Source organism: Burkholderia sp. EMB26, assembly GCF_024730645.1.
Lineage (GTDB): Bacteria > Pseudomonadota > Gammaproteobacteria > Burkholderiales > Burkholderiaceae > Burkholderia > Burkholderia cenocepacia.
The window spans coordinates 855,858-877,470 of record NZ_CP078072.1 but is presented as its reverse complement, the minus strand read 5'-3'; the positions used below and the strand labels follow the sequence as shown (position 1 = coordinate 877,470).

Below are 21,613 nucleotides of genomic sequence, written 5' to 3'. Positions count from 1 at the left end.
CTGTTCCCTCGATACATTCCATCGGTGTGGGGCGCCTATAGGGGCAAGTGCGGTGGCCGCCGGGTACCGATGGTCGTGCCCGTGGTCCGCAGTGGTAAGTGCGCAGGTTGCCACGAGCGGAAGAGTGCAGGTTCTGGCGGGTACTGGCTGCATCGGCCGCCCTGCGGTTTGCGTGTTGACCGTTGGATGCGGTAGGGTGCGACTTTGACTTTATGATCCGGACAAGTCCATGAACAAACAGGAACTCATCGACGCGGTCGTCGCGGGCGCGGGCGTCAGCAAAAGCGACGCGAGCAAAACTGTTCAGGCGGTGCTGGATGCGATCACGGACGCGGTGAGCCGCGACGAAGCGGTGCAGCTCATCGGCTTCGGGGCATTTTCGCGGGGGCAGCGCTCAGCGCGTACCGGTCGCAATCCGACGACGGGCGAGGAGATCGCTATTGCCGCAGCAAATACTGTGAAGTTCGCCGCCGGTAAGGCGTTTAAGGACGCAGTGAACGGATCGTGACATCGTGCGAGTTGCGCCTGGCCGCCTAGGCGGGGTCGCCTCCGTGAGAACGCCAGTGTCGTCGCGTTCGTGCGGGTGCACGAGTCTGACTTGATTTGCCGGTCTACCGAATTGTGCAGACAGTGTCTGCACAATTCGGTAGACCGGCTCCAAGTTCGCGACAAACGTGGAGCGCGCCTCAGTCCAGCAATAGCGACTCGTCCGCTGTTCGTGAGTTCGTATACGCGGAACGGAGCTTCGCCGACGCGTGGCGTCAGCGATACCCGCTGGACCACTCGTTCTGTTGTTTGGGCCGTTGATTAAGCAATGCGAAAACACTGTCCCGTGCGCCGCCGCGCGATGACGAAGCGCAATTGCACCCACTTCCCGCCGACAAAATCCGCCGCTTGTCGCTCAAGCACCATCTCGCGTTTGCAGCGCTATGTGGCGGATGCGGCGACGTTGAGTTGATCGCCACGCTGTCCAATATGCTCGCACCTGCGTTTTACCCGCGTGCGGACTGCAATGCCGAACTATATCGCTGCGCGGATTCCGCCCTCGCTCAATGTGTTGCGCGGGTAGAGTGCGGGCGCTCGTGGGCCTTAACGGACGCTGAGCGGACTGCATTCGAACCGTTGCGTCTTGTCCATGACGAGCAACTTGCTGCAGTGCCTGTCCATCGCTACCTTGAAACGCATGGAATGCATGCGACAGGTTCTCGAAGCCATCAACGTTACTGCGTGCCTGAGCGTGTATGTACAGCCGATTTCTCCGAGTGGAATCCTCACCTCTCTCGAGATGCTCGACGCGGAGAAAGGGATACCCTTGGATCCTACGGCTGCCCGTTTCTTCAACGATCTCGATTTCGAAGTATTCGAGTATCACGCAACACATAAGCCATTCATTCAAGCGGATGTAATTTTCTATCGACCCGACAAATAAGTAGGAATGCGATAGAAGTTGGTTTGACAGCATTAACCATTTTTGAGATTCGTGAGATCCGCCGTTCTGTACAATCGCGTGTGAGGGCAAAGCGCGCTTACCGCTTAGCAAGCGGGCGTAATAAAAAAGAAAGGTATGCAGATGGATGCACGTAATCTGATGAAAATCATTCGAGGCGGGCTAATTCAGCAGGACCGACTTCTGAAGCTCGACACTTCGTTAGGGCACGACGTCTTGCTGCCGCAGCAGATGATCGGTGATACGCGACTGGGGCGCGATTTTGAGTTTGTCGTCGACGTCGTTTCAACGACGTCGAGCGTCGAGCTTAAGAAACTTATCGCGCAACCCGCGACGCTATGGATCCAACAGGGTGATGGTTCGTACGCGTCGCATAACGGTTACGTGCATACTGCGAGACGTCTTGGTGCTGACGGCGGGCTGACATTTCACCAGCTCACGATCTCCTCGTGGATGCACTTCCTGCTATTTCGTCGCGACCAGAAGATCTGGCAGGACAAACCGGTCGATGCGATCGTCACCGACGTTTTCAACGCTCATCCCCAAGCACGCGGCTTCTTCGAGTTTCATCTGTCCCGGACCCTGCCGTCGCTCTCCTTCTGCCGCCAGGACGAAACTGATTGGAATTTCGTCCACCGGCTCCTTGAATCGGAAGGGCTCTACGGCTACTGGAAGCACGACAGCGACGGCAAAGCACATCGGCTCGTCATCACCGATCGCCTGACGGCACTCGACGAGCCAGTGCCGCTCACGTTTTCACGCGCGGGAACCACAGTCGCATCGGACGCACTCACGCAATGGAGCGGCACACGCATCCTGCAGAGTACGTCGTTGACCACTTGTACGTTCGATTACAAGAACCCCGCTAGCACGTTTAACGCGAAGGGCACGTCGTTGCCGACAATGCCGAACCAGGGCGAGTTACCAGAGCAAGCTGAGGTGTATCAGTACACCGGCGCGTACACCTTTATGGCCCAGGACCGGGGTGACGCGCTTTCGAAAATCCGCCTCGAGGAATGGGAATCTCGGTCGAAGCGCTTTTTTGGTATTGGAGGTTGGCGAGCTGCTGACTCAGGCAAACGTTTCACGTTGGACGGACATCCCGATCACGATGGAGACTCGAGCGAGCAGCGCGAGTTCGCGGCGATTGCGGTGCGCTGGATCGTGCGAAACAATTTGCCGATCATTCAAACCTCCGCCCGGATGCCCCATAGCCTGGATCGTCGGATCGCAGAATCAGCGATTGCGGACTTGGATCGCGCCGCGTATACGGTGGTCGGACCAGACGGAGCGTCGGGAGTCTTTCACGTTGAGATCGAAGCGCAGCGGACGATGGTGCCGTTTCGGAGCCCTTTCGAACACGCCAAACCATCGACACACCTCGAAACCGCGATTGTCGTCGGGCCAAAGAGCGAAGAGATCTATACGGACGAACTGAACCGTATCAAGGTGCGCTTTATTTGGGATCGCATCAATGAAGGCAATGAGAGCGCCTCGTGTTGGATCCGCGTTGCACAGTCTGATACCGGCAGCGGCTACGGCGCTGTCCACCCTCCACGGGTCGGCGAAGAAGTCTTGATCGATTATGTTGGCGGAGACTGTGACCGTCCAATCGCGATCGCACGCGTTTACAACGGAGCGACGAAACCTCAGTGGCATACGAACGGTCTGCTCTCGGGCTATCGCTCGAAGGAGTATTCCGGAGCGGGATACAACCAGATGGTAATGGACGACTCGACCGGCCAGAACCGAGTGCAGCTGTTCAGTAGCCAAGGGAACTCGGCGCTTCATCTCGGCTATCTGATCCAGCATACCGGAAATTCACGGGGCGGTTATCTGGGTAGTGGTTTTGACCTGCGGACAGATAACTACGGCGCCATCCGCGCGAACCGCGGATTGTACGTCACCACGTATTCGAAGGCGGCGGACAGCCAACCGCTCGACGCGCGCGAAACGCAAGAGCAATTGGTGCGAGCAGAGAGCCTGCTCGAATCACTTTCGGACGCAAGTACCGCACACGAGGCTGAGGGCATGCAGGCCGGATACGACGCACTAAAACAGCTGACCGACGCGTCGCAACAGTCGGTCGCTGGCACCGTGTCTGGTGGCCGCACCGCTGGCGGGGGCACCGGTGCAGCGAATGCCTTCAAAGAGCCGATCATGCTTTTCGGAAGCCCATCGGGCATCGCGATCTCGACGAACGAGACCGCCCATCTGTCAGCCGCGCAACACGTTAACGTCGTCAGCGGGCAAAGTACCCACCTGGCGGTCGGAAAGTCTCTGATCGCAAGTGTCGCGAACAAGCTGAGTATCTTCGTTCAGAATGCCGGCATGAAATTGTTCGCCGGTCGCGGCAAGATCGAGGTACAAGCGCACTCAGACAACATCGAGCTGATTGCTCAGAAATCGGTCAAAGTGCTTTCGACGACTGCCAAGGTCGAGGTTGCCGCTGACCAAGAGATCTATCTAACTTCCGGCGGTGCCTATATTCGCATCGCAAATGGTGACATCCAGATCCACGCGCCCGGCAAGATCGATATCAAGGGCACGTCGCACAGCCTCGACGGACCGACCGCGCAGGGTTACGTACTCCCTGGTCTACCGCATGCGGGCGATGTTCCGCGATATCACGAGCAGTTCCACCTGGTCGACGACGACGGCGAGACGGTGTTGCCGCACACACGCTACGAGATCGAAAGCGAGTCGGGTAAAAGGTGGAGCGGCTTCAGCGATGCAAACGGCTTTACTCAGCACATTTATACCGATGAACCAGAGTCTCTTTCTCTGACAGTGTACAAGGAGGTAGATGATGACGGCGACGAAGAAGCGTAAGACGGTGAAGCGCCACGTTAGGCACGCGTCGACGACGAGTGCTGACCAAAATTCCCTAGTGAAAGCCGTCATTCAGAACGACGCCGGTGACTGGGTGCGCCCGGCGACAGGGGACAAGTTCTACATCGACGAAACAACGAAGTTTCCGTCGATCACATTCGAGTTCAAGTCGGACGATCCTCCCCCCTACCAATGGAAGTGGACCATCGTATGGGACGCGCAGGTGAGCCCGCTGAACGAGAAGAAAAGCCGCGGCAAGAAGGTGCGATCGTTTTCGGAGACCGGATCTTTTACCAGCAATGACAAGGTGTGGGATGCGAATCTGAATGGGAAGATTATCGGTGGGAAGCTGTCCGTCGAAGTCAAGGCGGGGTCAACCGAGTTCCGAAGAACTGTGTTGGTCCTCGGAAAGAATCCGGCGAAAGAAGACGTGCTCGCCTACCTCAAGCCGATTCCGAAAACGGTCGGGTTCGAGCTCGTTCTCGATCAAGAGAGTCACTTCAAAAACTTCAGGACGTCTGACAGTGAACCCGTGGTCGCTGGCGACAAGGGTTTCGGTATGACTCAAATGACGAATCCCGCACCGTCGTACGAACAGGTCTGGAGCTGGAAGGAAAACATTAAGGCTGGCGTTAAGTTGTGGCAGCAGAAGCAAACCGACGCGATCAAGCACTTTGACGGGGTCCCCTATACAGAGGAGCAGCTTCGCCGCGAGACATTTTCCAGATGGAACGGGGGTGCCTACTACAAGGTAGATAAGGCGGCAGGGACGATCGTGCGTGACGATGTGATGTGTGACACGCAAACGGGTAATATAGGTTGGGACATGACGAACCCTTCGAACGCCGGGAAAACAGAAGAGGAACTTCGCAAGCGGGACAAGGATGAGTACCCGAAAATGAAGGCCGGCCAAACCAAAGAACATCCATGGAAGTATTCCGGAATCTGCTATGTCGATCATATCTTCGGTAATTAAGTGTTGCGTCTTCGCTGTTGCAGTAGCTGGTGCAGCTAACGCGTTCGCAGACGAGAAAGCACCGACCTCGATTCAGCTGTCGAACGGACGCCAGTTACAGCAAACGGAAGATGGAAAACGGTTGATTGAAGTAGACGCCGCCCATCACCGGACAATCACGGTGAAGTTGCCTACGGCATTTCGTCGGACCGTCGCATCATCGTCCGGCATCGGATTCCCATCGGCGACATCGAAGGTCGTCGACGGAAAGGAATTTGTGCTGGTGGTCGTGAGCCAATCCTCGAGTAACAAGCCAATGGGTTTCTGCGGTGCAGGGGAAGAGAGCACGCTGTATGCGTTGCAGGTCCACGGTAACGCCGCAGCCCCCGTCTATTCGATGCCGGTACAAAGCTGTTTGCACAGCGTGTCTCTCAATGACAACGGGGGCTACCGGTCGCCATGGCTCGCGATCGAGTGGATCGACAATCCGCTCGGGTTCAAAATCACTTGGACCAATATCGACGATGCTGGCAATGCGACGCGCGAGTATCGGTACAACGGAAGTTCGTTTTCGCGTAGCAAGTAGTAGGCGCCGGTCCGAGAATTAGCAAAATTCCCGTGACGTCGTCGGCAGCGCGCCGAGCAACGCGGTCCTGTCGACGAGCTTGCTCGCGATCAGGTGCCGCACCTACCTTCGGCCTGCCACACGCCGTACACGGCCGGCAGCGCAGCGCCGAGCGCTTCCTTCCGAAACTTCTCCAACAGACCGGGCCAGAGGATCACGTTCGCCTGGCCCGTCTCGTCCTCGAGCGTCATGAACAGCACACCGTTCGCCGTGCCGGGCCGTTGCCGAACGGTGACCAGTCCGCACGCACGCGCGAGCTGGCCGCTGCGCAACGTCGCCAGCTGCTCGGCCGACTGCAGGTGGCCCAGCGCGAGGCGATCGCGCAGCAGTGCCAGCGGATGCCGGCCGAGCGTGAAGCCCATCGCGCGATAGTCCGTTACGATCTCGTGGCCCTCCGACGCTTGAGGTAACGCCGGCACCGCGTCGTCGCGTTCGGTGCCGCGCAGTAGATCTCGATCAGGCGCGGCAGCGGCCCCGAGCCAAAGCGCGGCGCGTCGGTTGCCGCCAGCGAGTGAGCGAAGAGCGTTCGCGCGCGCGAGTACCTGAAGGTCGTGCCGATCAAGCTGGGCGCGACGCGCCAGATCCGCGACGTCGGCAAACGGCCGCGCCGCGCGTGCGAGCTCGATCCGGCTTGCGACGTCCTCGCGCATGCCGCGCAACAGCGAGAAGCAAGGCGCACGGGCGCCGACGTCGTCGGCCCTTCAATCGCAGAATCCCATGTGCTCACGTTGACGTCGACCGGCAGTACCTCAACGCCGCGGCGCTGCGCGTCCTGCAGCAGATGCGACGGCGTGTAAAAGCCCATGGGCTGGCTGTTGAGCAGGGCGGCCAGGAATACGGCCGGTTCGTGTCGACGCAGCCATGCGCTCGAGTAGACGAGCAGCGCGAAGCTCGCCGCGTGGCTCTCCGGGAAGCCGTATTCGCCGAAGCCCTTGATCTGCGCGAAGATCGATTCGGCGAACTCGCGGTCGTAGCCGCGCTCGAGCATGCCGCTCACGAGACGTTCGTGGTGCGGCTCCAGTCCCCCCTTGCGCTTCCATGCCGCCATCGCGCGGCGCAGCTGGTCGGCCTCGCCGGCGGAGAAGCCGGCCGCCAGCATCGCGACCTGCATCACCTGCTCCTGGAAGATCGGCACGCCGAGCGTGCGCGCCAGCGCCTTCTCCACGCCTTCCGACGGAAACATGACAGGCTCCAGCCCCTGGCGCCGGCGCAGAAACGGATGCACCATCCCGCCCTGGACCGGGCCCGGCCGCACGATAGCGACTTCGATCACCAGGTCGTAGAAGCACTGCGGCCGCAGGCGCGGCAGCATCGACATCTGCGCGCGCGATTCCACCTGAAACACGCCCATGCTATCCCCTTCGCAGAGCATGTCGTAGGTCGCCTTGTCCTCGGCCGGGATGTCCTGCAGTTCCAACGTCTCGTCGCGCTTCTCCGAGATCATGTCGAGCGCGCGGCGCACCATCGACAGCATGCCAAGCGCGAGCAGGTCGATCTTCAAGATCCCGAGCGCTTCCAGGGTCCTTCTTATCACGACGGCACGATAGCGTGCTCAAACTCAGGTTTTGAACAACGTGTTACCGCGACCGACGGCGTTGCAACGACGTCGCGAGGGAGTTGACATCGCTCTTCGCAACGCCGCGCTCGGTGACAACTTTAATTCGCGGCGGGCAAATCCTTGAATTCACAAGGGTTCGCAGCTCTTGGGTGACTGCGAAATGGCGAAGTGACATCTTTACTTCGCAAACGGTGACAACTTTATTTTGGCCTACGTCGGCGAAGCGAACCACCGCAGTAGAGATATCTCCCCCCCGTCCAACAATTTGCCTGCGATCTCCCGTTCCTGAAACCGTTCATGTGCGATGCCGGCGTACTTTACGGCGAGCGCGGAGACACGTTCACCGTCCACGTTTAGCGTGCGGCGTGCGTGCGACCTCGGTCGCCACCACGCGAATCGCGTCGATCAACGCGCGCGCGGCCGGCGACGGCGGGCTGCCGGCGCGCGTCATCAGCCCGATGTCCCGAGTCGTTTCGCGCAGCGGCACATCGAGCACGACCAGCAGCCCCGCTTCGCATTCGTAGTGCAACTGCTGCGCGGACAGCACCGCGAGCATGTCTGTGTGCAGCAGCAGGCCGCGTATTATCGCAAGGTCGGCGCTCTCGACCGTCGGCATCGGCGGCTTGAGTTTCATGCGCCGGAACAGCGACTCGAACAGCCCGAGCGCGGGCGAGTGGCTGCGCGGCAGGATCCATTGCGCACCGGCGAGGCTCGCGAGCGTGAGGTTGCGCACGCCGGCGAGCGGGTGATTGTGGCGCGCGAGCACGACGAGGTTCTCGGACATCAACCGTTCGTTCTCGAGGTTGTTCGCCGGATCGCTCGCGCGCAGCGCGCCGAGGATGAAGTCGATGTCACCCGCGCGCACGCCGGCGACGAGCGCCTCGTACGCGCTTTCGTCGGTGATCACGTGCACCTTCGGAAACCGCGTGACGACGCGCGCGACCGCTTCGGGCAGCATCAGCGTGCGGCCGAGCGGCAGCGCACCGACGGTCACGACACCCTGGATGCTGCCGTGCAGCGCCGCGACGTCGTCGGCGACGTGCCGCAGTTCGTTCAGCGCGCGCCGCACGTGCAGCAGGAACGTCTCGCCGTCGGCCGTCAGCAGCAGGCCGCGCGGATGCCGATGGAACAGCGCGAAACCCGCGCCGCTCTCGAGAATCCGGATCGCGCTGCTGACGGCCGGCTGCGTGACGCCGAGCGCACGCGCGGCGCTCGGCATGTGACGGTGCCGCGCGAGCGTCGAGAACAGCAGGAGCCGCCGCGTGTTGAGCAGGTAAGCCGGCAGGCCGCCGTCGGTCGATGCGCGGCGGCGCGACTGGCGCAGCGCACACCAGTTCGCGAGCGCGCCGAGTTCGGCGATCACACGCTCTCCGCGCTTGAGCACCGCACGGCCGACCGGCGTCGCCAGCATGCCGGACGGCTTGCGGTCGAACAGCGCTTCGCCGACGGCCGCTTCGAGTTCCTGCACCGCGCGCGTGACGGCCGACTGCGCGCGAAACAGCGTCGCGGCGGCGCGGCTCACGCTGCCCGTTTCGGCAACGCGCTGCACCGCGTACAGGCAGGCGAGATTCGGAAGGTCGGTGTTGTCCATGGGTGTTCGGGCGGTGTGCGTCGCGGCGGCCGAGCGTACGACATGCGTGCATCCGTGCGGCCTGCGCCGGCGGCGCAGCGGGTTGAACGACTTTACCGGAACGGCGGCCGCGGAGCTTGCGTCGTGCTTATCGGCCCATCTGTTTTATTTATCGGATGTGAATCGCCGAGCGATCGGCTGCGGCTCGCTCGCCGCCGGACGCGGCCGCGCGAGCGCCATATCCGGCGGGCTTCCGGGCCATCGGCGACGCGGTGCGCGTGCTGGTTGAGCGCTTGCCGGATATGCGGTTACATCGGGTTATAAGGGTTTACCCTAACTGTATTGCCCCGGCCGCGACTGAGTAATTTCAATCCCGGGAGCCGCAAGCACGCGGTTGCCGGCGCATCGGGCCGCCATCTGATTCATTGTTCGTCCGATCACGAAAAGGGGCTGGCGCGTGGCGCGGCACCTCCAACTACGAGCGAGGCAGCGTAATGGGACGGCAGCACATCATCGGAGCACGCGAACCGGCGGACGCATCGGCGGGCAGCACGCCGCTTTCCTACACGGTACGCGCCGGTATTCGCGGCGGGTTCGCGGGCGCGGTGCTGATCTGGGTCTACGAGGCGCTCGTGTGGGTTGGCACCCAGCACCTGATGCCGCTCGCCGGCATCCCGCGCAACGCGACGGGACTCGTGTTCGGCAGGGCCGCACAGGACGCGCTCGGCATCGGTGCATACTTCATCGGCACCGCGATCCATTTCGCGTTCGCGCTGTCGTGGGGCATCGTGTTCGCGGCGATCTGGCCGTGGTTCCGCCGGCGCGGCTTCGAGGCGACGTTCGTCGCGCTGTTCTTTGCGATCGTCGCATGGATCGTGATGCACGCGCTGATCATGATCGCGTCGAGCAATCATCCGAACTATTTCGACCCGAACGTGATCATCGGCGGGTTCATGTCGCATTTCGTGTTCGCCGTTCCGCTCGCGCTGGTCGTCAAGCGCAGCCTTGCGCCGCAGCCGCACGGGCGCGCGTAGCGAGCGAACGCGCACGCATTCAATCAGCAACGGCCGGCGCGGCCGGACCGCATCAGAGCATCACGAAGGAGCATTGGCATGGCACGGATTATCGGAGGCATCGCGGCCTCCCACACGCCCACGATCGGGTTCGCGTTCGACAAGAACAAGCGCGACGATCCCGTCTGGGCGCCGATCTTCGAAAACTTCGCGCCGCTGGCCGGGTGGCTCGCCGACAAGCGTCCCGACGTGCTGCTGTTCATCTACAACGACCACGTGACGTCGTTCTTCTTCGATCACTATTCGGCATTCTCGCTCGGCGTCGGACCGCAGTGGCATCCGGCGGACGAAGGCGGCGGCGCGCGCGACCTGCCGCCGATCGCCGGCCACCCGGCGCTGGCCGCGCATATCGGCCGGTCGCTGATGGCCGACGAGTTCGACATGTCGTTCTTCCAGAGCAAGCCGCTCGACCATGGCTGCTTCTCGCCGCTGTCGGTGCTGTGTCCGCACCGGCCCGCCTGGCCGGTGCAACTGGTGCCGCTGCAGATGGGCGTGCTGCAACTGCCGGTGCCGTCCGCGCGCCGCTTCTACCGGCTCGGCCAGGCGCTGCGCCGCGCGATCGAAAGCTATCCGGAGGACCTGCGCGTCGCGATCGTCGCGACCGGCGGGTTGTCGCATCAGGTGCACGGCGAGCGCTCGGGCTTCAACAATCCCGAATGGGATGCGCGTTTTCTCGATCTGCTCGAGCGCGATCCCGAGCGCCTGGCCGGCATGCCGCTCGGCGAATACGCGACGCTCGGCGGCTTCGAAGGCGCCGAGGTCGTGATGTGGCTCACGATGCGCGGCGCTTTGCCGGCGGGTGTCGTGTGCCGCCACCGCAGCTACTACCTGCCGTCGATGACGGGGATCGCGACGGCCGTGTACGAGCCGGCGGACACGGAAGTCGACGAGGCGGCGGCAGAGCGCCACCGGCAACGGATCGCGGCCGAACTCGCCGGCGTCGAGCAACTGCCGGGCACCTATCCGTTCACGATCGAGCGGGCCGTGCGCGCGTACCGGATCAACGACTATCTGCACCGAATGATCGAACCCGCCCATCGCGCGCGGTTCCTGAGCGACCCCGAAGCGAGCTTCGCGGCCGCGGACCTCAGCACGGAGGAGCGCGACCTGATCCGTCGGCGCGACTGGCTCGGCCTGCTGCGCTACGGCGTGATCTTCTTCCTGCTGGAGAAGCTCGGTGCGGTGACGGGCGTATCGAACCTGCATATCTATGCGGCGATGCGCGGCGAATCGCTGGAGGACTTCCAGCGCACCCGCAACGCGCCAGGCGCGCTGTACTCGGTGGCCGGCAAGAGCGCGGGGCCGCTCGGCTGGGACGGCGCGGACCAGTCGGTCAACACATAGCGAAGACGAGGGCGCGCGCGAGATCACCGCGCCTGCGCGACCGGACTGCCGGAAGCGCAACGGGCCATATAAATAGGATGACGAATCGACTGATCGATCGTCGCCAAGGAGACAGGAGAGTCATGATGGCAGGTGGAAAGACAATCGACATCAAGTCGTTCATCGACGAGCGGCCCGTGTCGCGCTACCAGTGGCTGCTGGTCGTGCTGTGCTGCCTCGTCGTGATCGCCGACGGAATGGACGTCGCGATCATGGGATTCGTCGCACCGTCGGTGATTCGCGACTGGGCGATCTCGCGTCCCGAGTTCGGGCTGGTGATGAGCGCGGCGCCGATCGGGCTCGTGATCGGCGCGCTGCTGGCCGGTCCGAGCGCCGACCGGTTCGGGCGCAAGCGCGTGCTGATCGCGTCGGTGTTCCTGTTCGGCGTGTTCACGATCGTGACCGCGCACGCGCATTCGCCATTCGAGATGGCGGTGCTGCGGCTGCTGACGGGCATCGGGCTGGGCGCGGCGATGCCCAACACGACGACGCTGCTGTCCGAATACGCGCCGCAGCGGATGCGGGCGCTGATGATCACCGTGATGTTTACAGGCTTCAACCTCGGCTCGGCGCTGATCGGCTTCGTCGCCGGCTGGCTGATTCCGCTGCACGGCTGGCGCGCGGTGCTGCTGTTCGGCGGCGCGCTGCCGCTGCTGCTGATTCCGCTGCAGCTGTGGCTGTTGCCCGAGTCGGCGCGGCTCCTGGCCGTGCGCGGTGCGCCGCCGCAACGCATCGGTGCGCTGCTGAACCGCGTGTGCGGTGCCCGGTTCACCGGCGACGAGACGTTCGTGTCGAGCGAGCCCGCGCTGCCGACGCGCAAACCGATCGGCGTGCTGTTCTCGCAAGGCTATGGCCGCGTGACGCTGTCGCTGTGGATCACGTACTTCATGGGGCTGCTCGTGATCTACCTGTTGACCGGCTGGTTGCCGACGCTAATCAAGGATGCCGGGTTGTCCGTCAGCACGGCCGCGAACGTGACCGCGATGTTCCAGATCGGCGGCACGATCGGTGCGATCGGCGTGGGCTGGTTGATGGATCGCGTGCGGCCGGCGCCGGTGATCGGCGTCGCGTATCTCGGCGGCGGGCTGTGCGTTGCCGTGCTCGCCTGGGCCGGTGCGTTGTCGTCGTCGCTCGCGCTGCTGGTGTTCGCGGCCGGCTTCTGCATGAGCGGCGCGCAGACCGGGCTGAATGCGTATGCGCCGGGCCGCTATCCGACCGTGGCACGCGCAACAGGCGTGAGCTGGATGCTCGGGATGGGCCGCTTCGGCAGCATCTTCGGCTCGGCCATCGGTGGTGCGCTGCTCGGCTTCGGCTGGAAGTTCGACGCGATCCTGTCGATGCTCGCGGTGCCGGCCACGCTGGCGGCCATCGCGATCATGACGACGCAGCATGCGGCCGTGCCCGAACCGCAGGAACTCGAAAACCCGGCGCACTGACGCACGTCGCACACCGCCATCCGGCGCGGCGGTCGGCAGGGTGCCGGACACTTCATCCAATGCAGGAGCATCAATGATCATCGATATCCACGGTCACTACACCACCGCGCCGAAGGCGCTGGAAGCGTGGCGCAATCGCCAGATCGCGGCGCTTGGCAGTCCGTCGGAGCAACCGAAGGTGGCCGAGCTGAACATCAGCGACGACGAACTTCGCGAATCGATCGAACACAACCAGTTGCGGCTGATGCGCGAGCGCGGCCTCGACCTGACGATCTTCAGCCCGCGCGCGAGCTTCATGGCGCATCACATCGGCGACTTCGCGGTGTCGAGCACGTGGGCGGCCGTGTGCAACGAGCTGTGCCATCGCGTCCATCGACTGTTTCCCGATCACTTCGTCCCGGCCGCGATGCTGCCGCAAAGCCCGGGCGTCGATGTCGCGACCTGCATTCCCGAGCTCGTGCGCTGCGTCGAGGAATACGCCAACGTCGCGATCAACCTGAATCCGGATCCGTCTGGCGGCCACTGGACGAGCCCGCCGCTGTCGGACCGCTACTGGTATCCGATCTACGAGAAGATGGTCGAGTACGACATTCCCGCGATGATCCACGTGAGCACGAGCTGCAACGCATGCTTCCATACGACGGGCGCGCACTACCTGAACGCCGACACCACGGCGTTCATGCAGTGCCTGACCTCCGACCTGTTCCGTGATTTCCCGACGCTGCGCTTCGTGATCCCGCACGGCGGCGGTGCGGTGCCGTATCACTGGGGACGGTTCCGCGGGCTCGCGCAGGAGCTGAAGAAGCCGCTGCTGAAGGACCATCTGCTGAACAACGTGTTCTTCGATACGTGCGTGTATCACCAGCCCGGCATCGACCTGCTGACCGGCGTGATTCCGGTCGACAACCTCCTGTTCGCGAGCGAGATGATCGGCGCGGTGCGCGGCATCGATCCGGAGACCGGTCACTACTACGACGACACGAAGCGCTACATCGACGCATCGTCGCTCGATGAGCAAGCGCGTCGCAAGATCTACGAAGGCAATGCGCGGCGCGTGTATCCGCGCCTCGATGCGCAACTGAAGGCGAAGGGGTTTTGATCATGACTGAACTCGGTGTGGTGTACCGCACGATCCAGCGTGCGGACCAGGATGTGGCGGCGCGGCTCGGCGCGCTCGGCTCGGCGACGGTGCACGAGGCGATGGGCCGCACGGGGCTGCTGAAGCCCTACATGCGGCCGATCTATCCGCGTGCGCAGGCGTCCGGCACGGCCGTCACGGTGCTGCTGCACCCGGGCGACAACTGGATGATGCACGTCGCGGCCGAACAGATCCGGCCGGGCGACGTGGTCGTCGCGGCAATCACCGCGGATTGCACGGACGGCTATTTCGGCGACCTGCTCGCGACGAGCTTCAAGGCACGCGGCGCGCACGCGCTGATCATCGATGCCGGCGTGCGCGACGTCGCGGTGCTCGAGGCGATGCAGTTCCCGGTCTGGAGCAAGGCGATTTCGGCGAAAGGCACGATCAAGGCGACGCTCGGTTCGGTGAACGTGCCCGTCGTATGTGCGGGCACGCTCGTCCACCCCGGCGACGTGATCGTCGCGGACGACGACGGCGTGGCCGTGGTGCCGGCCGCGCGCGCGGCTCAGGTGCTCGAGAAGGCGGCGGCCCGCGAAGCGAACGAAGCGGCGAAGCGCGCGAAGCTCGCGTCCGGCGTGCTCGGCCTCGACATGTACGACATGCGCGAGCCGCTGCGTCAGGCCGGCTTGCGCTACATCGACTGATTCAGGGGGACGCGATGATGCAGACACCGGAAGCGGCGCTGGCCGTCACGGGCATCTCGTCGATGGCGACGCGGCCGGTGCTCGCGCGGCTTGCCGCCGCTTACGAGCGCGACACCGGCGCGCGCGTCGCGATCACGTCAGTCGGCGGCGTCGACGCTGCGCGGCGCGTGCGCGACGGCGAGCCGTTCGATGTCGTCGTGCTCGCGTCCGATGCGATCGAGCGGCTTGCGGCGGACGGTCATGTCGAGCCGGGCAGTCGCGTGGACGTTGCGCGCTCGGGTATCGCGGTCGCGGTCGCGAGCGGTGCGCGGCGGCCGGACATCGGCACGGAAGCCGCGTTGCGCGATGCGATCCTGGGCGCAGGCCGGATCGGCTATTCGACCGGGCCGAGCGGCACGCACCTGACGCGTCTGTTCGCCCGCTGGGGCATCGCCGACGCGATCGCACCGCGCATCGTGCAGGCCCCACCGGGCGTGCCGGTCGGCGCGCTGATCGCAGCCGGCGACGTCGAGCTCGGCTTTCAGCAGACGAGCGAGCTGATGCACGTGCCGGGCGTCGCAATCGTCGGTGCGCTGCCTGACGCCGTGCAGGCGGTGACGGTGTTCGCCGCCGCGGTCTGCGCCGTCGCGCACGATCGCGTGGCCGCGGCGCGGTTCCTCGCGTATCTGGCGTCGCCGCAAGTCGCGCACATCAAGCGCGAACACGGGATGGAGCCTGCATAAGGCTGACGCGGCCGGTCGATAAACGAATTGGATGGGATTCGCCTTTCTTCGCAACGGGCTTGCGCATCGATATTAGTTATGCTGATGAAGCAGTGAGTGGTGATCCAGCTCATACGATCTATCGAAGAATCAATACAACGTCGCCGCGTCGTCCGGCCCGGACGAGCGGCATATCCAGCAGAAAGACAGGAGACAGGCATGCAGACGAACTGCAGGGCAGGGTGGATGATGTGCGCTTGGCATCGCGCGACACGCGTAAGGTGCGATGCACTGACCAGGGCGCTGGCGATCGGCGTCGTGTGGCTGAGTGCGGCGCTGACGGGCTGGCCGAATGCCGCGAATGCGGCGAGCACCGCCGGACTCGCGAATCTTCCCGCGGTGATGCCCGCGATGTCGTGCCCGTCGGTCGCGGCGCTCGACCTGAGCGGCGTGACCGACGGCGCCGTCACGATCACGTCGGCGGTGCTGCTGCCGGCCGGCACGGTCGTCGGTAACAACACGTTGCCGGCGCCGGTGTGCGACGTGAAGGGGACGATCGGCCCGGGCGCGTCGCTGTTCGAACTGCAGCTGCCGACGCAGGGCTGGACGCAGCGTTATCTGCAGACGGGCTGCGGTGGCCTGTGCGGCAACCTGTCCGTCAACGCGCCGATGGCATCGACGTGCGTGCCGGTGACGAACGGCACGATCGCGATGGCTGCGACCGACATGGGCCACGAAGGCGGCAACGACGGTTCGTGGGCGCTCGATCCGAAGGCGAAGCTCGACTTCGCATACCGCGCCGAACACGCAACGGCTCAGGTCGCGAAGGCGATCATCGGCAAGTTCTATGCACGGCCCGCGCGCTACGCGTACTTCGACGGCTGCTCGGACGGCGGCCGCGAAGCGCTGATGGAGGCGCAGCGCTTTCCCGACGACTTCGACGGCATCGCCGCCGGTGCGCCGGCGAACGACCTGATCGTGCAGAACACGTTCCACCATGCATGGCCGAACGCGGTGAACACCGACCCGAAGACGGGCAACGCGATTCTGCTCGCCGGCAAGCTGCCGATGCTGCACGCGGTCGTGCTCAAGGCGTGCGACGGGCTGGACGGCGTGGTCGACGGCGTGATCGACAACCCGCGCGCGTGTCGCTTCGATCCCGCGACGATCGTCTGCGCGCAAGGCCAGTCCACCGCGACCTGCCTGACGCCGCAGGAAGCCGACGTCGTCCGTCGGATCCACGACGGCGCGACGACCGCGGACGGCACGCGTCTCGAGCCGCTCGTCTCGCGCGAATGGGGCTCCGAGCTGAACTGGACGCTGTTCGTCCCGGCGACCGCGACCGCACAGAGCGGCACGATCGGCTTCGTGCTGCCGTTCCTGCGCTATCTCGACTACTACAACGCGTCGTATCCGTCCGCGGCGATCGGCGACCTGAAATTCACGCTCGACGGGTTCGCGAAGACGGTGCCGGTGTCGAACTACCTGGCCGCGACCGATCCTGACCTGACCCGGTTCGCCGGGCGCGGCGGCAAGCTGCTGCTGTGGCACGGCCTGGAAGACCAGCACATCTCGCCGCGTTCGAGCATCGCGTACTACGAAGCGATGAAGCACTACATGGGCGACGCAAGAGTCGACCGCTTCGCGCGCTTCTACCTGTTCCCGGGCGTCGCGCACTGTGGCGGCGGGCAGGGGCCGGACGTGTTCGACATCCTGTCGCCGCTGATGGCGTGGACCGAAACGGGCGCGACGCCGGGCCGGATCGTCGCGTCGATCGTCGACGCGAACGGCAACACGACGCGCACGCGCCCGGTGTTCCCGTATCCGGCCACCGCGCGCTACACAGGCACCGGCAGCACCGACGACGCGGCGAACTTCGCCGCCGGTACGCCGAAGGCCGACCCGGTGGTCGACCTTCACTGGGCCGGCGAATGGCTGTACTCGCCGGGTTACGAAGCGCAATGCCAAGTCCAGGGTTCTCAACTCGTCTGCAAGGGCGGCAACGGCTGGCATGCGTATCGTCCATGACCCCACGGCGGCACGCACTGATCACAACAACTCACGCATTCAACAAGGCAAGGAAGGAGACGGATCGATGAAGAAGCAGGCATCACGGGTCGCGCTGACCGCCATCGCGATGGCGGCGGCCGCACCGGCGTTCGCGCAGAGCAGCGTCACGCTGTACGGGATCGTCGACAACGGGATCGGCTACCAGAGCAACGCGACGACGCTCGGCTCGACGAGCGGCGGCAAGTCGGTGATCAGGATGAACCAGGGCGTGTGGGCCGGCAGCCGCTTCGGCTTGAAGGGTGCCGAGGATCTCGGCGGCGGCACGAAGGCGATCTTCACGCTCGAATCGGGCTTCAACTCGGGCACGGGCGCCACGCAGTACACCGATGCGATGTTCGGGCGGCAGGCTTGGGTCGGCCTGACCAATGCGACCTACGGCACGCTGAGCGCGGGGCGGCAGTACGCGTCGTACTACCAGACGATGTCGGCATTCAGCCCGACGACGTGGGTCACCGGCTACTACGGCGCGCACCCGGGCGACGTCGACGGGCTCGACACGATCTATCGCGCGAACAACACGCTCGAATACACGTCTCCGAAATGGTATGGCCTGACGCTGAGCGGCTCGTATTCGTTCGGCGGCGTGGCCGGCAGCACCAATGCCGGCTCGACATGGGCAACCGGCATCCAGTACGCGGCCGGCCCGCTTGGCGTCGGCCTCGCGTTCGAGCGCGTGAACAATTCGAATACGGCCGGCGGCACGTGGGGTGCGAATTCGACGACGTCGAACGGGGGCGCGCAAGTGGGCGTGTCGGCGCTCACGAACGGCTACCAGACCGCGAAGGCGCAGCAGCGGTTCGCGGTGGGCCTGAGCTACCGGTTCAGCGACGCGTGGGATGCGACGGCCACGTACACCAACACCGAATACATCCCGGGCGCGGCGTCGAAGTTCGTCAACACCGCGATCTTCAACACGGCCGGCGCGGTGCTGCACTGGAAGCCGTCGGCGGTGTGGGATTTCGGTGCAGGCTATGCGTACACGCGCGCGACCGAGGCGAACGGCATCACCGACAGCGCGCAGTATCACCAGTTCAACCTGTCGCAGTATTACTCACTGTCGAAGCGCACGGGGCTGTACCTGCTCGAAGCGTATCAGCACGCGAAGGGCAAGACGCTCGGCACGAGCGGCGCGGGCAGCATCGTCGACGCGACCGCAACGCTGGGTGACGGGTTCAACTCCGCGCCGTCGTCGACCGGGACCCAGTTCGCGTTCGGTGCGGGGATCATTCATCGGTTCTGACCCGGGCCTGATTGCGCGCGCATCCGGCGGCGTCCGGATGTCGCTCATAAGGTAGAGTGCGCCCACATCGGGTTCTGCAGCCGGGGAATCGCGGGCGGCATCGCGCCGATGGACATGATGCTCACGCTGATGTCGAGCGACTTCGGTCCGCATCTCGTCGTCGACGTGTCGAAGCACCTGGTCGTCAGCCGGCTGCGCGGCATGAATGAACCGCAGCCGATGCCGGTGTGTGCGCGTCTCGAGTCGATGCGCGACGATCTGGTCGAAGCGGTGAAGCTGATGGAAGCCAACGTCGAGGAGCCGCTTTCGTTTCCCGAGATCGCGCGGCTGGTCGGGCTGTCAGCGCGGCAGTTTCAGCGCGTGTTCAAGGAATATTTGAGTATGTCGCCGCGCGACTACTACCGAAGCATTCGCCTTCGGCATGCACGGGCCCTGCTGCGCCGCGGCAACGATTCCATCGGCGATGTGTCGGTGCGTTGCGGATTTCCGTCGGCGTGTACTTTCAGCAAGGCGTATCGGAAGGAGTTCGGCCATGCCCCGATCGTCGAGCGCCGCGCACCGCGATACACGGCGGGATGACAGTGCTCGGGTGACCGCATTTTGAGTACGACGCGGGCTGCCGATCGCTGGCGCGGACGTCGGCCGGGTATCACATGCTCGGCAACTGTCCGCGATGCGGGACGGGCGGGATGCCCGCGCGGGCAGGCAGGTTTTCCGTGCCGACGAATGCGTCGGCGTCGTGTGAAGCGCCGATGCAGGACAGGACCGCATCGCGTCTCGACGAGCGGGACGGTGGCGCGACATCGCCTTCCCCCCGAACTTTCTCGGCTCTTTCTCATATCTTTCACAAACTAACTATATCGTACGCGCTTTCTCGACACTCCACGGGAACCGCCCAGTCATGTCAGCGCATCGCCGGATTGCCTTGCACACCTTCGCTATCGCCGTTTCGGCAGCCTTCGTTGTCGCGGCTTGCGGCGGAGACGACGTCGACAGCAACCAGCCGCCGTCGGTTGTCGCGCAACTGCCGGCAGCGCCCGCGGACCCCGGTTTCGTGGACAGCGCCCCGGTTCCGGCATCGGTGCCGGCGTTCGTCGACAACGCGGCGACCAACCAGCGCGGCGATGCGCGTTACGCCACGATGAGCACGAACGCCGGCGTGCGCGTCTTGAACGGCTTCCGTGCGCTGTGGCAGCCGCTGACCGACCTCGTCGATGCCGGGACGAGCGCACCTGCGGCCGGCGGTTTTCCGGCGGTGGCGCCGTCGCTGTGGACCGGTCTTCCGAACGACGGTACGCCGGGCGGGACGGCGCTGAACCCGGCCGTGCTGAACGCGAATGTCCAGTATGTGGTCGACGCGACGTCGCAGCGTACCGCCGCGCAGGCCGAGGCCGCGTACTACGACGACCGCCGCGGCAAGGGCTATAGCGTGTCGGACGGCATGGGGCCGCTCACCGACGCGTGGCGCGGCGCGGCGCAGCAGACGACGAGCATCACGTCGGTGCCGGCCGACGCGACGACGAAGCTCTACAACGATACGGGCAACAACACCGGCGTCGGCGGCAGCGCGAATGCCGGGTTCGGTTCCGTCGTCGATTTCATCAATACGATGGGAAACAACGGCTCGACGGAGCCGGCGAAACGCTTCTACAAATATGCGCGTCCGTATCGGTGGAGCACGAGCGTCGTCGTCGCGCCGACGCTCGTACCGGCAGAAAGCACCACGCCGGCCACGGACGGCGGTTTTCCGAGCGGGCATTCCGCGGAAGGCATGCGTGACGCGCTCGCGATGGCGTACGTGATTCCCGAACGTTTCCAGGAAATGATCAGCCGCGGGCTCGAACTCGGCGAGAACCGCATCCTCGCCGGCATGCATTCGCCGCTCGACGTGATCGGCGGCCGGATACTTGCCCAGGCGGTGGTGGCGGCGAACCTCGTCGATCCGGCCAACGCGACGCTCAAGCAGACGGCCTTCCAGCAGGCGCATGCAACGCTGTATTCGCTGACCCGCACCACGCCGGCCACGTTCCTGGCCGCCGCGCATGCCGGTACGGCGTCGAGCGACCGCTTTGCCGACCCGGCCGCCAATCGGGCCAATTACGCGCGCCGACTCACGTTCGGCTTCGCGCCGATCGGCACCACCACCAACGGCGCAGTCGTGCCGAAGGGGGCCGAAGTGCTGCTCGAGACGCGTCTGCCGTATCTGAGCGCCGACCAGCGACGCGTCGTGCTGAAGACGACGGCGCTGGCGTCCGGTTATCCGCTGCTCGACGACGCCGAGGGATGGGGCCGGCTCAACCTGTTCGCCGCCGCGGACGGGTACGCGAATTTTGCCGGCAACGTCAGTGTGACGATGGATGCTTCGCTCGGCGGATTCAATGCAGCCGATACCTGGCGCAACGATATCGGCGGCGACGGCAAGCTGACGTTCGCCGGCACGGGCGCGCTGACGCTTGCCGGCGCGAACACCTATCGCGGCGGCACGGAAGTGCGGGGCGGAACGCTCGCGGCGGGATCGCCGCAGGCGTTCGGTGCCGGCGACGTCTATGTCGGCGGCGGCACGGTGGCGATCAAGGCCGCGGCGCGCGCGAACATCAACGGTCGCTACACGCAGTTGAAGGGCGGTACGCTGGAACTCGACCGTGGCGCCGGCGACGCCGGACGACTCGCGGTGGCAGGGATGACGACGCTTGCCGGCGGCACGCTGCACGTCCGGTTCGCCGCGGGTCTCGCGCCGCAGGTCGGTGACGTCGTTTCGCTCGTCGACAGCAGCCAACTTCAGGGGCGCTTCGATTCGGTGGTCGTGGACGGGTACAACGCCACCGCGCTTTACAGCGCATCGGGCATATCGGTTCGTATCGACAAGTAGGGGCGGGCGGCGCATCGATGCAGTGATCCGGACGGCGGTTGCCCGCCGGAGCATGCATCGCGCCTTCGT

The 21,613-nt window shown here is 64.5% G+C and carries 15 protein-coding genes and 1 pseudogene; 14 read left to right on the top strand and 2 right to left on the bottom strand.

Annotation, left to right across the window (positions count from 1 at the left end; genetic code table 11):
• Positions 1–229 precede the first annotated feature (229 nt).
• The 4 genes from KU887_RS34265 (at position 230) to KU887_RS34250 (ending at position 5,820) form a co-directional block, all read left to right on the top strand.
• Positions 230–508, top strand: a complete 279-nt coding sequence (locus KU887_RS34265) for an HU family DNA-binding protein (protein ID WP_059721203.1) — start codon at positions 230–232, stop codon at positions 506–508.
• 1,062 nt (positions 509–1,570) lie between these two features.
• Positions 1,571–4,279: a type VI secretion system Vgr family protein gene (locus tag KU887_RS34260; protein WP_258258832.1), complete on the top strand. Its 2,709-nt coding sequence runs from the start codon at positions 1,571–1,573 to the stop codon at positions 4,277–4,279.
• Entirely contained in the window at positions 4,257–5,255 is a 999-nt protein-coding gene (locus KU887_RS34255; protein WP_230204555.1) for a hypothetical protein, read from the top strand. Before KU887_RS34260 ends, KU887_RS34255 begins: the two co-directional genes overlap by 23 nt.
• Positions 5,230–5,820: a hypothetical protein gene (locus KU887_RS34250; RefSeq protein ID WP_125346673.1), complete on the top strand. Its 591-nt coding sequence runs from the start codon at positions 5,230–5,232 to the stop codon at positions 5,818–5,820. Before KU887_RS34255 ends, KU887_RS34250 begins: the two co-directional genes overlap by 26 nt.
• A gap of 18 nt (positions 5,821–5,838) precedes the next feature.
• Here KU887_RS34250 and KU887_RS34245 read toward each other — a convergent pair.
• Positions 5,839–7,378 (bottom strand): annotated as a pseudogene (locus tag KU887_RS34245) (error-prone DNA polymerase); the annotation flags it as partial.
• Positions 7,379–7,757: 379 nt separating this feature from the next.
• On the bottom strand, positions 7,758–9,008 hold the full coding sequence (locus tag KU887_RS34240) for a LysR family transcriptional regulator (protein WP_258258645.1): 1,251 nt from the start codon (positions 9,006–9,008) through the stop codon (positions 7,758–7,760).
• Positions 9,009–9,481: 473 nt separating this feature from the next.
• Between KU887_RS34240 and KU887_RS34235 the strand changes: the two genes are divergently transcribed.
• The 10 genes from KU887_RS34235 (at position 9,482) to KU887_RS34190 (ending at position 21,544) form a co-directional block, all read left to right on the top strand.
• Positions 9,482–10,021 carry a hypothetical protein gene (locus KU887_RS34235; protein ID WP_102898721.1) on the top strand — a complete coding sequence of 180 codons (540 nt, stop codon included), beginning with the start codon at positions 9,482–9,484 and terminating at the stop codon, positions 10,019–10,021.
• Positions 10,022–10,099: 78 nt separating this feature from the next.
• Positions 10,100–11,404: a gallate dioxygenase gene (locus tag KU887_RS34230; RefSeq protein WP_060214574.1), complete on the top strand. Its 1,305-nt coding sequence runs from the start codon at positions 10,100–10,102 to the stop codon at positions 11,402–11,404.
• Between the two features lie 125 nt (positions 11,405–11,529).
• The gene (locus KU887_RS34225) at positions 11,530–12,879 is read left to right on the top strand and encodes an aromatic acid/H+ symport family MFS transporter (protein ID WP_043205976.1); all 1,350 of its coding nucleotides are present in this window, start codon (positions 11,530–11,532) and stop codon (positions 12,877–12,879) included.
• 73 nt (positions 12,880–12,952) lie between these two features.
• Positions 12,953–13,978: an amidohydrolase family protein gene (locus KU887_RS34220; RefSeq protein WP_258258643.1), complete on the top strand. Its 1,026-nt coding sequence runs from the start codon at positions 12,953–12,955 to the stop codon at positions 13,976–13,978.
• Positions 13,979–13,980: 2 nt separating this feature from the next.
• On the top strand, positions 13,981–14,664 hold the full coding sequence (gene ligK, locus KU887_RS34215; protein ID WP_043205974.1) for a 4-carboxy-4-hydroxy-2-oxoadipate aldolase/oxaloacetate decarboxylase: 684 nt from the start codon (positions 13,981–13,983) through the stop codon (positions 14,662–14,664).
• A gap of 14 nt (positions 14,665–14,678) precedes the next feature.
• Positions 14,679–15,386: a substrate-binding domain-containing protein gene (locus KU887_RS34210; RefSeq protein ID WP_059720905.1), complete on the top strand. Its 708-nt coding sequence runs from the start codon at positions 14,679–14,681 to the stop codon at positions 15,384–15,386.
• A 198-nt stretch (positions 15,387–15,584) separates the two neighbouring features.
• The gene (locus tag KU887_RS34205) at positions 15,585–17,393 is read left to right on the top strand and encodes a tannase/feruloyl esterase family alpha/beta hydrolase (RefSeq protein WP_058903755.1); all 1,809 of its coding nucleotides are present in this window, start codon (positions 15,585–15,587) and stop codon (positions 17,391–17,393) included.
• 67 nt (positions 17,394–17,460) lie between these two features.
• On the top strand, positions 17,461–18,675 hold the full coding sequence (locus KU887_RS34200; protein WP_058903754.1) for a porin: 1,215 nt from the start codon (positions 17,461–17,463) through the stop codon (positions 18,673–18,675).
• 108 nt (positions 18,676–18,783) lie between these two features.
• Positions 18,784–19,254 (top strand): GlxA family transcriptional regulator, encoded by a 471-nt coding sequence (locus KU887_RS34195; RefSeq protein WP_226245446.1) that lies wholly within the window; start codon positions 18,784–18,786, stop codon positions 19,252–19,254.
• A 322-nt stretch (positions 19,255–19,576) separates the two neighbouring features.
• A complete protein-coding gene (locus tag KU887_RS34190) occupies positions 19,577–21,544 on the top strand; it encodes a phosphatase PAP2 family protein (protein ID WP_059720907.1) in 1,968 nt (655 codons plus the stop codon).
• Positions 21,545–21,613: the final 69 nt, after the last annotated feature.

Coding starts and splice junctions, on each gene's coding strand:
- KU887_RS34265 (WP_059721203.1), top strand. CDS start 230: ATGAACAAACAGGAACTCATCGACGCGGTCGTCGCGGGCGCGGGCGTC.
- KU887_RS34260 (WP_258258832.1), top strand. CDS start 1,571: ATGGATGCACGTAATCTGATGAAAATCATTCGAGGCGGGCTAATTCAG.
- KU887_RS34255 (WP_230204555.1), top strand. CDS start 4,257: ATGACGGCGACGAAGAAGCGTAAGACGGTGAAGCGCCACGTTAGGCAC.
- KU887_RS34250 (WP_125346673.1), top strand. CDS start 5,230: ATGTCGATCATATCTTCGGTAATTAAGTGTTGCGTCTTCGCTGTTGCA.
- KU887_RS34240 (WP_258258645.1), bottom strand. CDS start 9,008: ATGGACAACACCGACCTTCCGAATCTCGCCTGCCTGTACGCGGTGCAG.
- KU887_RS34235 (WP_102898721.1), top strand. CDS start 9,482: ATGGGACGGCAGCACATCATCGGAGCACGCGAACCGGCGGACGCATCG.
- KU887_RS34230 (WP_060214574.1), top strand. CDS start 10,100: ATGGCACGGATTATCGGAGGCATCGCGGCCTCCCACACGCCCACGATC.
- KU887_RS34225 (WP_043205976.1), top strand. CDS start 11,530: ATGGCAGGTGGAAAGACAATCGACATCAAGTCGTTCATCGACGAGCGG.
- KU887_RS34220 (WP_258258643.1), top strand. CDS start 12,953: ATGATCATCGATATCCACGGTCACTACACCACCGCGCCGAAGGCGCTG.
- ligK (WP_043205974.1), top strand. CDS start 13,981: ATGACTGAACTCGGTGTGGTGTACCGCACGATCCAGCGTGCGGACCAG.
- KU887_RS34210 (WP_059720905.1), top strand. CDS start 14,679: ATGATGCAGACACCGGAAGCGGCGCTGGCCGTCACGGGCATCTCGTCG.
- KU887_RS34205 (WP_058903755.1), top strand. CDS start 15,585: ATGCAGACGAACTGCAGGGCAGGGTGGATGATGTGCGCTTGGCATCGC.
- KU887_RS34200 (WP_058903754.1), top strand. CDS start 17,461: ATGAAGAAGCAGGCATCACGGGTCGCGCTGACCGCCATCGCGATGGCG.
- KU887_RS34195 (WP_226245446.1), top strand. CDS start 18,784: ATGGACATGATGCTCACGCTGATGTCGAGCGACTTCGGTCCGCATCTC.
- KU887_RS34190 (WP_059720907.1), top strand. CDS start 19,577: ATGTCAGCGCATCGCCGGATTGCCTTGCACACCTTCGCTATCGCCGTT.